Annotated in this window: 8 protein-coding genes; 4 read left to right on the top strand and 4 right to left on the bottom strand. The window is 67.1% G+C overall.

The features are described from left to right. The first annotated feature begins 99 nt into the window (after window positions 1-99). The 4 genes from trpA to AC3WLX_RS33745 all read left to right on the top strand — a co-directional run bounded on the left by trpA (window position 100) and on the right by AC3WLX_RS33745 (window position 4,263). The gene (gene trpA / locus AC3WLX_RS33760) at window positions 100-936 is read left to right on the top strand and encodes a tryptophan synthase subunit alpha (protein ID WP_492339192.1); all 837 of its coding nucleotides are present in this window, start codon (window positions 100-102) and stop codon (window positions 934-936) included. 168 nt (window positions 937-1,104) lie between these two features. Beyond that, a complete protein-coding gene (gene accD / locus AC3WLX_RS33755; RefSeq protein ID WP_492339191.1) occupies window positions 1,105-2,046 on the top strand; it encodes an acetyl-CoA carboxylase, carboxyltransferase subunit beta in 942 nt (313 codons plus the stop codon). Beyond that, window positions 2,043-3,386, top strand: a complete 1,344-nt coding sequence (locus AC3WLX_RS33750; protein ID WP_492339190.1) for a bifunctional folylpolyglutamate synthase/dihydrofolate synthase — start codon at window positions 2,043-2,045, stop codon at window positions 3,384-3,386. Before accD ends, AC3WLX_RS33750 begins: the two co-directional genes overlap by 4 nt. Window positions 3,387-3,522: 136 nt before the next feature. Beyond that, window positions 3,523-4,263: a metallophosphoesterase family protein gene (locus AC3WLX_RS33745; RefSeq protein WP_492339189.1), complete on the top strand. Its 741-nt coding sequence runs from the start codon at window positions 3,523-3,525 to the stop codon at window positions 4,261-4,263. Between the two features lie 17 nt (window positions 4,264-4,280). Here AC3WLX_RS33745 and AC3WLX_RS33740 read toward each other — a convergent pair whose 3' ends face one another. The 4 genes from AC3WLX_RS33740 to addB all read right to left on the bottom strand — a co-directional run bounded on the left by AC3WLX_RS33740 (window position 4,281) and on the right by addB (window position 12,466). Next, the gene (locus AC3WLX_RS33740; protein WP_492339199.1) at window positions 4,281-5,288 is read right to left on the bottom strand and encodes an ATP-dependent DNA ligase; all 1,008 of its coding nucleotides are present in this window, start codon (window positions 5,286-5,288) and stop codon (window positions 4,281-4,283) included. Window positions 5,289-5,432: 144 nt separating this feature from the next. After that, window positions 5,433-5,753: a thioredoxin gene (gene trxA, locus AC3WLX_RS33735; protein WP_027550064.1), complete on the bottom strand. Its 321-nt coding sequence runs from the start codon at window positions 5,751-5,753 to the stop codon at window positions 5,433-5,435. A 66-nt stretch (window positions 5,754-5,819) separates the two neighbouring features. Next, window positions 5,820-9,326 carry a double-strand break repair helicase AddA gene (addA, locus tag AC3WLX_RS33730; RefSeq protein ID WP_492339188.1) on the bottom strand — a complete coding sequence of 1,169 codons (3,507 nt, stop codon included), beginning with the start codon at window positions 9,324-9,326 and terminating at the stop codon, window positions 5,820-5,822. Continuing rightward, complete coding sequence (gene addB / locus AC3WLX_RS33725) at window positions 9,320-12,466, bottom strand: double-strand break repair protein AddB (protein ID WP_492339187.1); 3,147 nt, start codon at window positions 12,464-12,466, stop codon at window positions 9,320-9,322. The genes addA and addB overlap by 7 nt, the downstream gene beginning before the upstream one ends. Window positions 12,467-12,482 lie beyond the last annotated feature (16 nt).

The following is a 12,482-nucleotide window of genomic DNA, read 5'->3' as shown; positions in this document are numbered from 1 at the left end:
GTCGGCGACATCCTGAGGGGCAAGAGCAAGTGAGGCGGGTATCGCACTCTCTTCACCTCTCCCCGAAGGGGAGAGGTATAGCACAGCGGCCGCCGGATTATGACCACGCGTATCGACACCCGTTTTGCCGAGCTGAAGAAGCAGGGCCGCGCGGCCTTCGTCACCTATGTGATGGCCGGCGACCCCGATCTCACGACGTCGCTCAACATCGTCAAGGCGCTGCCCAAGGCCGGCGCCGACGTCATCGAACTCGGCATTCCCTTCACCGATCCGATGGCCGATGGTCCGTCGATCCAGGCTGCAGGCCTGCGCGCGCTCAAGGCGGGCATGACCTTGAAGAAGACGCTCGATCTGGTGCGCGATTTCCGCAAGGACGACAACGTCACGCCGCTGGTGCTGATGGGGTACTACAATCCGATCTACATCTACGGCGTTGACAAGTTCCTGGCCGACGCCAAGAGCGCGGGCGTCGACGGCCTGATCATCGTCGACCTGCCGCCGGAGGAAGACAATGAGCTCTGCATTCCCGCGCTGAAGGCCGGCCTGAACTTCATTCGTCTGGCAACCCCGACCACCGACGACAAGCGTCTGCCCGCGGTGCTCGCGAACACGTCGGGCTTTGTCTATTACGTCTCCATCGCCGGCATCACCGGGGCTGCGGCGGCCGACGCAAATGTCGTCGGTGAGGCGGTGGCGCGCATCAAGCGGCATACCAAGCTGCCGATATGCGTTGGTTTCGGCATCCGCACGCCGGAGGCTGCGCGCGCCATCGCCGAGAAGGCCGATGGGTCGGTGGTCGGCACCGCGTTGGTGGATGCGCTCAAGAACAGTCTCGATGCCGAAGGGCGCGCGACCGCCAAAACCGTTAACGCCGTCGCCGAATTGACGGCCGCCCTGGCCCAGGGCGTCAAGGGCGCACAACAGGCGGCGGAATAGGCCACAATTCCGCTGTAGCTCTTTCTGAGCATGATCCGGCTGGAAAACCGCTTCACACTTTCCCGGATCATGCTCTAACGCGGGCGAGACGGCGGCTTGCCGGGCAGCAGCCCGGCCGCCATATATCCTTCAGGCGATTCCCAGCGGGATCGCACATCGGAGCAAACCATGAACTGGCTTACCAATGTGGTCCGGCCGAAGATCCGTAACATGCTGCGGCGGGAGACGCCGGAGAACCTGTGGATCAAGTGCCCGGATTCCGGACAGCTCGTGTTCTACAAGGACGTCGAGGCCAACCAGTTCGTCATTCCCGGCTCGAACTACCACATGCGCATGGGCGCGGTGGCGCGGCTGAAGTCGATCTTCGACAACGAGACCTGGTACGACGTCGCACTGCCCGAGGTCACGCCTGATCCGCTCAAGTTCCGCGACGAGAAGAAATATGCCGACCGCATCAAGGATGCGCGGGCGCGGACCAATCTCAACGACGCGGTCAAGGTCGGTTACGGCAAGCTCGAAGGCTCCGCCGTCGTCATCGCCGTGCAGGACTTCGACTTCATGGGTGGCTCGCTCGGCATGGCCGCAGGCGAAGCCATCGTGCGCGGGATGGAGCTTGCGGTCGAGAAGAAGTCTCCCTTCATCATATTCGCCGCCTCCGGCGGCGCGCGCATGCAGGAGGGCATCCTGTCGCTGATGCAGATGCCGCGCACCACAGTTGCCGTGCAGATGCTGCGTGAGGCAAAGCTGCCCTACATCGTCGTGCTGACCAATCCGACCACCGGCGGCGTCACCGCGTCCTATGCGATGCTGGGCGACGTGCAGATCGCCGAGCCCGGTGCGCTGATCGGCTTTGCCGGTGCGCGCGTGATCGAGCAGACCATTCGCGAGAAACTGCCCGAAGGCTTTCAGCGCGCCGAATATCTGAAGGAGCATGGCATGGTCGACATGGTCGTGCATCGGCACGAGCTGCGCCCGACCCTGGCACGGCTCTGCCGCCTGCTGACCAAGGCGCCGGCGCAGGAAAGCACCCCGAAATCGGTGCAGCCGGTCGAGAGCGCCTCGCAGATCGTATCGGCGGCCGAGACGGCGCCGGCCGCGCCGCACGCGTGAACGCCTCCTCCGACCGGGAGAAGCCGCCGCTCGGCGAATTGATCGGGCGGCTGTCGGCCCTGCATCAGAAGCGGATCGATCTCGGGCTGGAGCGGATGCACCGCCTGCTGGAGCGGCTCGGCAATCCCGAGCGCAAGCTGCCGCCGGTGATCCACATTGCCGGGACCAACGGCAAGGGCTCGACACTCGCCTATCTGCGCGCGACGCTGGAAGCTGCAGGCCTGCGCGTCCACGCCTACACCTCGCCCTACCTCGTCCGCATCAACGAATGCTTCAGGCTCGGCCGCCACGGCGGCGGCGTGCTCGTCGGCGACGACGAATTGCGCGCGGCGCTCGAGGAGGTCGAGCGGGTCAACGCCGGCGAGGCTGCGACTGTCTTCGAGCTGAAGACGGCTGCTGCCTTCCTGCTGTTCGCGCAAAATCCGGCCGACGCGGTGCTGCTCGAAGTCGGCCTCGGTGGCCGGCTCGATTCGACCAACGTGGTCGATTCGCCGGCGGCCTCTGTGATCACGCCCGTCAGCATGGACCACATGGACTTTCTCGGCGATACCTTGGCATCGATCGCCGGCGAGAAGGCCGCGATCATCAAGCGCGGCGTGCCCGTGATCTGCGCCGAGCAAATGCCGGAGGCCATGGCGGTGATCGAAGCACAGGCGAGGCGCATGCGCGCGCCGCTGTTTGCCGCGAACGAGAGCTGGCACGTCAATGTCGAGCGCGGGCGTCTGGTCTATTCGGACGATCACGGCCTGATGGATCTGCCGGCACCGCGCCTGTTCGGCCGCCACCAATTCGCCAATGCCGGGCTCGCTATCGCGACGCTGCGCGCGCTTCCGGCCTTCAAGGTCAACCACGCCGCGTTCGAGGCCGGAATCCTCAGTGCCGAATGGCCGGCGCGGATGCAGCGCATCGCCTCGGGCGAGCTGCTGTCCTGGGGACCGCAGGGTTCGGAGATCTGGCTCGACGGCGGCCACAATGCCGAGGGCGGACGCGTCGCGGCCGCCGCGCTCGGCGATCTCGAGGAGCGGGTGTCGCGTCCGCTGGTGGTGATCGCCGGCATGATGGCCAACAAGGACGCGCAGGGCTTCCTCGCCAATTTTGCCGGCCTGACCCGTCACATCATCGCAGTGCCTATTCCCGATACCGAGAATGCGATGCCGGTCGACCGCCTGGCGGACGCCGCGCGCAGCCTAGGCATGCGCGTCGAGCCCGCCCCCGGCGTCGAAGCCGCCCTGCGCGCGCTGGCGGGGCTCGCCTACGAGCTGCCGCCGCGCATCCTGATCACAGGCTCGCTGTATCTCGCCGGGCACGTGCTCGCCATCAACGGCACGCCGCCTGCATAGACGGTCTCGTGTCCCGGCCAAACGAAGCGGAGCGCTGAGCCGGGACCCAGAATGCCGCGACATGGGCCCCGGCTCTGCAGCGCACCGCGGAAGGCGCGCTGCGCTGCGTCCGGGCACGAGAGGAGAGACGACAACAATGCGTTTTGCCGCGATCGCCGATATCCACGGAAACTACCTCGCGCTGGAAGCCATACTCGCCGACATCCGCGCGCAAGGCATCGTCGACATCGTCAATCTCGGCGACATGCTGAGCGGCCCGCTCGATGCGCGCCGCACCATCGAGATCCTGATGCCGCTCGATGCCGTGCACGTCCTCGGCAATCACGACCGCTATCTGCTCGACCGCCCGCCGGAGAAGATGGGTTCGTGGGATCGCCCCGCCTACGAACAGCTCGGCCCTGCGCACCTCGATTGGTTGCGCGCACAGCCGATGACGCGCGTGTTCCGCGATCAGGTATTTCTCTGCCACGCGACGCCCGAGAACGATGAAGTCTATTGGCTCGACACTGTGCATCCCGACGGCGCGGTGGCGCTATCGCCGCTCGATCGCATCGAGCAGTTTGCGGGAGGGATCACGCAGTCGCTCATCCTGTGCGCCCACACCCATCTCGCCCGGGCCGTGCGCTTGCGCGACGGCCGTGCGATCGTCAATCCCGGCAGCGTAGGCAGTCCCGGTTTTCGCGACCGGCATCCAGTCCCGCATGTCGTCGAGGCCGGCACGCCGCACGCCCGTTATGCGGTCCTCGAACTCGTCGATGCCGCCTGGCAGGTGACGTTCCGCCACGTGGTGTATGATCACGAGGCGATGGCCGCGCTGGCGCGGCGCAACGACCAGCCAGAATTGGCAAACGCACTGGCGACGGGGTGGATCGCGTAGCTGTTCACTTCCGACGCTCACTTCAACAGCTTCATCGGGTCCGCCACCTTCTGCTTCAGCTGCGCGAAGCTGCATTGCCGCGGCGCCTTGTCGGGACGCCAGCGCAGGATCGAGGTGCCGTGGCGAAAGCGCTCACCGCTGAAATGGTCGTAGCAGACCTCGATCACCAGCTTCGGCTTGAGCGGGCACCATTTCGCCGAGCGCTCGGTCGACCAGCGGCTCGGCCCGCCCGGCGCGTTGCCGGTGAAGCCGGGCTCGCCGATCAGCGCTTCGAGCCGATCGGTTAGAGCCGGCTTCGCCTCCGCCTTGATCGCCGAGGTGAAGCCGACATGGTGCAGCAGGCCGTCATCGTCGTAGAGGCCGAGCAACAGTGAGCCAACCACCTTGCGGCCCGCGATCTTGTTGCTGGCATAGCGGAAGCCGCCGATCACGCAATCGGCGCTGCGGTATTTCTTGATCTTCTGCATGCCGTCGCGATTTCCCGCCTGGTAGGGCAGGTCGATGCGCTTGGCGATGACGCCGTCCGAGCCGCCGCCTGATTGCGCCAGCCATTTCTTCGCCATCGCGTAACTCGTCGTCGATGGCGAAAGACGGAAGTGGCTGCCCTTGAGGTTGGCTTTCGCAAAAGCATCCAGCGCCGGCCGGCGCTCGCGCAGCGTCTTCTCGGCCAGATCCTTGTCCCGGGCCGTCGCGAGCAGATCGAACACGAGATAGAGCGCCGGCGTCTCCTCCGAGAGCTTCTTCACGCGGCTCGCGGCCGGATGGATCCGTTGCAGCAGCGCGTCGAAGGAGAAGCTCTTGCCATGCGGCACGACGAGTTCGCCGTCGAGCGTGAAGTGATCCGCCTTCAGGCTCAAGGCCGCGGCGACGATTTCCGGAAAATAGCGCGCGAGGTCTTCGCCCGACTTCGAGCGCAGGTCGACATCACCGCCGTTCCGCGAGAGCAGGCAGCGAAAGCCATCCCATTTCGGCTCGTATTGCCACTCCTTGCCGCGCGGGATCTCATCGACCGAGCGCGCCTCCATCGCAACGAGAGAGCTCGGTCTTCGCGCACGCTTCGGGGGCGGGGTCGGCAAGGGCGGGACTCGTCATACGCTGGACACGTCCCATCAACGCAAACGGCCGGCGTTTCGCCGGCCGTTGTCGAAAATAATCTTACTGAAGGCCGATCAGACCGCGGAGGTGATCCACTGCTGCAGCTTCGCCTTCGGCGCGGCGCCGACCTGGCGGGAGGCCATCTCGCCGCCCTTGAAGATCATCAGGGTCGGGATCGACATCACGCCGTATTTGGACGCGGTCTTCGGGCTCTCGTCGACGTTGAGCTTGACGATCTTGACCTTGTCGCCCATCGCGCCGGCGATCTCGTCGAGGGCGGGCGCGATCATGCGGCAGGGGCCGCACCATTCGGCCCAGAAATCGACGACCACGGGGCCGTTCGCCTTGAGCACTTCGGCTTCGAAATCGGCGTCTGAAACCTTGCCAACGGCCATGGAGAGTACCTCACTCGGTTGAAAGAGAATCGGCGCTGGAATCGCGCCCGGGATCATGGAGCCAACCTATGAACGGCCCCTTGCCGGGTCAAGGACGCTCACACCGAGATGAAGGGATGCCAGCGCCGCGTCCAGCGCGGGGGCCGAAATCTCCATGTATTCAAGGGTCTCGGTCCAAAGCAGAGCGGCCCGGACGGGCTTTTGGGGATAAAGCCGCGACAGCACCGCCCGGTACAGCGCAAGTTGCCGGACATAGGCCGCGGGCGCCTCGGCCGCGCTTTTGGGCGCCGCCTGGTTGGTCTTGAAATCGACGATCAGGACCTCGTCGGGGCGAACGACCAGCCGGTCGATCTGCCCGGACACCAGGGCGGGGATACGGCCCGGCCGGTCAAGCTTGCCGACAATGGCGACCTCCGCCCGGCTGCCGGCGGCAAACACCGGGGCAAAACGCGGGTCAGTGATCAAGCCGAGCACCTTGCCCGCCAGCGCGATGCGGTCGGCCTCCGGCCAGTCCGAGGCGTTGCGCGCCATGAAGCCGAGCGCGGCCTCGCGGCGGCGCTCAACGGCGATATCGGGCAGGGATTGCAGGAGGCGATGCACCAGCGTGCCGCGCTGCAGCGCAAGCGCGCGGGACTGCACCGATTCGCCTGATCGCACGCTGCGGCTTTCCTCGGCAGGCTGGCCCGAGGGACGCACGGGATCGTCGTCGATCGTCTCGCGCGCCGGCGTCCGCAGCCAGTCCGGCAACGCGACGGTGCGGTCCACGGACATCGCGGGCGCGCCCAGCGCCGCGACATCTTCCGGCCGGGCGAATCGCGTCACCTTGCCGAGCGGCGTCTCGATCACCTGCTTGTCGAGGCCGGCGCCTTTGAGCCCGGTGTCGACGAGGTCGTACCAGCTCAGCTTGCGCACCGTCCGCATGTTGCCGGGCATGCAGCCGCCGACGATCAGCCGGTCGGCCGCGCGGGTCGTCGCGACATAGAGCAGGCGGCGATATTCGTCCTCGGTCTCCTCGAGCATGGCCTTGCGCGCGTCCGCGACCGGCCTGGGATCGTCTGCCTTGCGCCCCGCCCAGACCACGACCTCGCCGCCATTGCCGCGCGGCACGTGGATCAGCCGCACGCGCTGCGAATCCGCGGGCGAGGTGGTGGTGTCGACCATGAACACGACCGAGGCTTCAAGCCCCTTGGCGCCGTGCACGGTCATCACCCGGACCTCGTCGCGCGAGATCTCCATGTCGCGCTTCACCTCGGTGTCAGCCGAGCGCAGCCAGGCCATGAAGCCCTGCAGCGAGGCCGGCGCCTTGCGCTCATAGTTCAGCGCCAGCTCCAGGAATTCGTCCAGGGCGTCGTTGGCCTCATGGCCGAGCCGGCGCAGGATGCGCGCGCGGCCGCCGTCGCCGCCGAGCAGCCAGGCATAAAACGCGAACGGCGTCTCCTCGCGCGCCCACGTCTCGCAGGCTTCGAGGCGCCGCAATGCCGTGGCGAACTTTTCGCTTCCAGCCGCGTGCTCGCCGAGCGCACGGCGCAGCGATCCCTTGCGGTCCCAGGCCAGCGTGAACAAATCGTCGTCATCGAGCCCGAACAGCGGGCTCTTCAGCGCGACCGCGAGCGCGAGATCGTCCTGCGGCAGCAGCAGCGCATCGGCAAGGTTCATCAAATCGATGATGGCGATATGCTCGGTCAGCTTGAGCCGGTCGGCGCCGGCGACCGGCACGCCGGCGTGCTTCAGTGCCTGAATCACGGCGTCGAATGCGTTGCCCCGCCGCCGCACCAGGATCAGCATGTCGCCATAGCGTAGAGGGCGACGCTCGCCCTCGTGCCCCGTCAGCGTGCCGCTCTCGACCAGCCGCTTGATCTCGGCCTGGATGCGGCGGGCGAGCTTGACCTCGGGACTGGTGACGGCGACACCGTCGAACGGGGCTCGCCAGCCCTCGATGTCCTGCCGTTCGTCGGCCTCCGCAAGATCCCAAAGCTCCACGACGCTCGGACCCGCATCGCTGAGCGAATTGTGCAGGGGGTGGCCGATGTCGATCGAATGAATGCTCTTGTAGATCGCAGGCTCGCGAAAGACATGATCGACCGAATGCAGGATCGTGGCACCCGAACGGAACGAATAGGTGAAGGCGACCGGGTCGAACGTCAGTCCGGCGGCTTTGAACCTGCGGTCTAGCTCTCGCCTGCGCTTGTCGAACTCGTGCGGGTCGGCGCCCTGGAACGAGAAGATCGACTGCTTCTCGTCGCCGACCGCAAACACCGTTCGGTTCAGCCCCTCGCGGGCGCCTTCGCCGGCCGTAAACTCCGAGATGATGTGGGCGACGATGTCCCATTGCCGGGGGCTGGTATCCTGTGCCTCGTCGATCAGCACATGGTCGACGCCGCGGTCGAGCTTGTAATGTACCCAGCCCGAGGCGACGCGGTTCAGCATTGCCAGCGTCTTGTCGATCAGATCGTCATAGTCGAGCAGCCCCCGCTCCTGCTTCTCGCGGCGGTAGTTCGCGGCGGCGGCGGTCGCAATATGCAGCAGGGCCGTAGTGCGGTCGCGCGTGGTCACCGCGCGGCGCTTCTCGATCAATCCGGCGAGGCGCTGGGCCTCCGCTTCGAACAGGCGGGCCACGGACGGGTTGTGCTCGCAAAACTTCTTGGTCAGCACCGCCTTGCGCGGCAGCTTGTCGTCGGTGAGGAAGACGCAGAGATAGGCATCGACCTGGTCGCTGCCGGAAAACACCTTGGCCGCCCGGAGCCGCCCCGCCTGGTCGTTATCCGATTTGCTGCCGTCCTCCAGTGCGACGGCGATGTCGTCCCAGCGCGACCGCGGCAGGAACGGGCCGTCGAGAATCTCCGCCTCGACGGCCTCGATGCGATCTGCGGCTTCGACGCCCAGCACCGCAGCCATCTGCGCCGCAGCCGCCTCTGCGCTGCCGGCCTCGTCGGTCCAGGCCATGAAATGATCGCGGCTGAGACAGGCCTCGCGCACGACCTCCTTGAAGGTGACGTCGGCAGCGCTCCCCATCGCCGTCAGCAGCGCGCGGCCGGTGACGCTGTCGGGGTCGCGCGCGGCCTCCAGCAGCACCTTCAGGTTGGCCCGCTCCATCATGTCGGTCTGGTCGCGCTCGTCGATCACGGCAAAACGTGCGGGAACGTTGGCCTCGAACGGAAACTGCTGCAGCAGGCGGGTGCACAGCGCGTGGATGGTCTGCACCTTCAGCCCGCCCGGCGTCTCCAGCGCGCAGGCGAACAATTTTCGCGCCTCGCGCCGCAGCTTCGTGCTCGGATGGGGTATGCCGACCGCGCGGATCGCGGCATCGAGCGCGGTGTCATCCAGCGTCACCCAATGGCCGAGCGTGGTGAAAACGCGCTCGGCCATGTTGGCGGCGGCGGCCTTGGTGAAGGTGATGCAGAGGATCTTTTCCGGCGGCACGCCCGACAGCAAGAGGCGGATCACACGCTGCACCAGCACATGCGTCTTGCCCGAGCCGGCATTCGCCGACACGAAGGCCGATGCGGTGGGGTCCGATGCACGCGCCTGCCGCGCGCGCACCTCGTCAGGGATCGGTCGTGGCGCCTTCACCATTCCTCGATCCCCAATCCGCCGGCCGCGGACCATTCCTTGATCCGGGCGAGGTCGTCATAGGTGCCGTAGCGGTTCGCCCACATCGGCAGGTTCAGCGAGGTGTAGGCCTGGTTCTCGTCCTCGAAGGCGCGGATCAGCGCTTCCAGTTTCGTGCGCGCCTCCGCGGCAGCATTATCCGGCGGCTGCGGCTCGTCGCCCTGCTTGAACTTGAGCTCGAGGACGCGCTGCTCACCCGGCGGATTGTTGCCGCTGAGGCGGACATAGACGAGCTGACTCACGGAGGAGCCGGCGTCGATACCGGGAAAGCCACCCTCGCGCAGGATCGCAGCCTCCAGCGTCAGCTGCGGCGCCAGGCCCATGCGGACCTGCTTGGCGGTCGGCGGCTGCCCGGTCTTGTAGTCGAGAATGGCGTAGCCGCCGCCCTTGCGCCGCTCGATGCGGTCGGCACGCGCCGAAAGGCGAAAGCTGCGCCCAGGATCGAGCGCAATCGAAATCTCGCCGTGGGTCTCGGCGACAATCGTCTCGATCGCGTCCCGCCGCGCGGTCTCCCATTCGCCGAACCAGCGTGCGATGCGCTGGAAGCGCGGCCACCACAGCGCCCGCGCTTCGGGCCGCTCCATCAGTGGTGCGAAATGCTTCTCGCCGATCGCGCGCAGCACGCGTGCGGGATCGTCGGGCAGACGCGTCGCAAAGCTTTCCGTGAACTCACCGATCGCATCGTGAATCGCCGAGCCGCGGTCGGCCGCCGACAGCGGCATGTCGACGGGGTCGAGCGCATCGAGCCGCAGGATGTGCTTCGCATAGATCGTGTAGGGATCGCGCAGCCAGTCCTCGATCGCGGTGACCGACATTTTCAGCGGCCGCGTCGCGCGCGGCGGCCGCGGCTCGGGCTGCTTGATCGGTTTGACTTCGGCGGGCTGGTCCAGGGCGGCGGCGAATTGCACGTATGTCTCGCCGGCGCGAACGGCCGCCTTCCAGAGCTCGTCGCCGGCCACGGCCTGCAGCCGGTGCAGGAAGCGCGACGCCACGGCCGGGGCGCCGCCGGCTTTGGCGGAATGCGTGAGGATGACTTCGCCGCCGCCAAGCAATTGCGCGAAGTCATGAGCGGAGAGGCCGATGCGGCGCTCCGGCAGATCGAGCCCGAGCTCGTGCCGCATCGGCCGGCTGAGCCAGGGATCGATGCGCGGCGCCGGCGGCCAGACGCCCTCGATCAGGCCGCCGACGATGATGCGGTCGGCCTGCATCAGCCGCGATTCCAGCGGGCCGTAGATCTGCAGCCGCGCGCCCGGCCTGTCGCGACGGCGCACGGCGCGATCGCCGAACGCGGTCTGGAACACGTCGGCATATTCGGGCAGCGGCACCATCAATCCGCTGGTCGTACCGCCGCGCAGGAGGTCGTCGAAAGCGCTCGCAAGCGCGAGGCCGTCACGATCCTCGAAGGCGAGCGGAATGCCCTGCTCGTCGCCCGACAGCGCGACCATGATCTCGCGATGCCGGTGCGCGAGCTCGGCGAAGTCTTGGGGTTTCGAGGAGGCCAGGCTCTCGATCGGCGCCAACGACTTTTGCAGGACATCGACCAGCGCCTGGATGCGATCGAGGTCCTCCGCCTTGAGGCGCGCCCGCGGCTCGGCGCGATGCAGCGCGGAGACCTCGCTGCGCCACAGTTTCGCCAGCTCCTCGCGAAAACGATTGAATTCGCGGAGAAGACCTGCCGTGCCTGCGGGCGGGCGCGTGCCGCGCAACAGCGCGAGCTCGAGGCTCTCGATCGCCGCCTTCCATGCACCGGGCGCACGGCCGAGCCGGCACAACGGATGCTTGAGCATCGCCAGCAAGGTCGGTGGCTCCAGGCCCTTGGTCGCCGCCTCTGCCGCGAGACGCGCGAACGTGCCGGCGGATGTCTCCATCAGGACGTCGCCGCCGGAATCGTCGAAGGCAAGATCCCAGCGGGTCAGCGCCGCCATCACCCGCCGCGCCAGCGCCCGGTCGGGCGTGACCAGTGCTGCGGATTTGTCGAGATGCCGCGCCTCGCGCATGGCGATGGCGATGGCGAGCGCTTCCATCTCCGGGTTGGGAGCCGCGACGACGGCGAGGTTCTTCATGCCTGCGGTGATCTTCGCGGCAACGTCCGGCTGCTTCAGCCGGTCGTGCCAGACTTCCGTCTTGGCTGACGGCCGCATCGATTCGGAGCCGAGCAGATCGCGACCTCCTTCCACCGGCGGCAGGAGAATGTCGACGTCGCCGCGCTTGATGCCAAAACGATCCAGCAGGGCATTCATGGCGTATTGCGGATGGTTCGAGGCCGGGTGCTCCGCGAACTTGCCGAGCGAATCGCGCACGCCGCCGATGCTGCGCCAGGCGTCATCGTCGAGATCGGTGTCGAGGCCGGGCAGCACCACGGCGCCATGCGGCAACGAGGCGACGGCATGCAGGAATTTCGCGGTCGCGGGCATCGAGCCGGTCGAGCCCGCCGCGATCACGGGACCATGGCGATGCGCGGTCAGCCGTTTGGCTTCCGCCGCGATCAGGAGATCGCGCCGCGCCGCCGGCTCGATCCGGTTGATCTCGGCGAGATGTTGCGGCCAAGCAATGCGCGCGATGCGCAGGAATTCGAGCGAGTGCTGCCAGTAACGGTCGAGATTGTCGGGCACGAGCCCATCGAGCGCGCTCCAGTCGACGCCGCGCGTCACCATGTCGTCGATCAGGCGCGCGAGGTCGCCGGCGAGCGCAAGCGTCGAGGCGGGGCCGCCGACCACCAGCGGCGAGAGAACGGGGCCCTTGGCCCAGGCCGCGACCAGCTGCGCCAGCGTCAGCCGCCGTTCCAGCTCGCCGAGCCGCGGCGGAATGTCGATCGGCGCCGCACCAGAAAACTGCTCGCCCTCGCCGGCGAAAGCGAGCTCGTCCTCGTCGATGTCGCCGAGCGCGACGATGCGCGGCAGCACCACCGCATCCGCCTTCATCTCGTCGAGAAAGATCTCGCGCACGACGCGCATCGCACGCCGCGTCGGCAGGTACAGCGTCGCATCCGCAAGCCGCGCTGGTTCCTTGCGTGCCTCGAACCCGTCGACCAGCCGGCCGTCAAGCAGGCTCGAAACAACGGTGCGCAGGAACGGAACTGAGAGGGGAACGCTGAAAACGCGCATGGGCTGCCTGATTCGG

It is taken from the genome of Bradyrhizobium sp. FW305-F6 (genome assembly GCF_058782905.1).
Note: the sequence above shows the minus strand (reverse complement) of the source record. Positions and strands in the feature narration are given on the sequence as shown.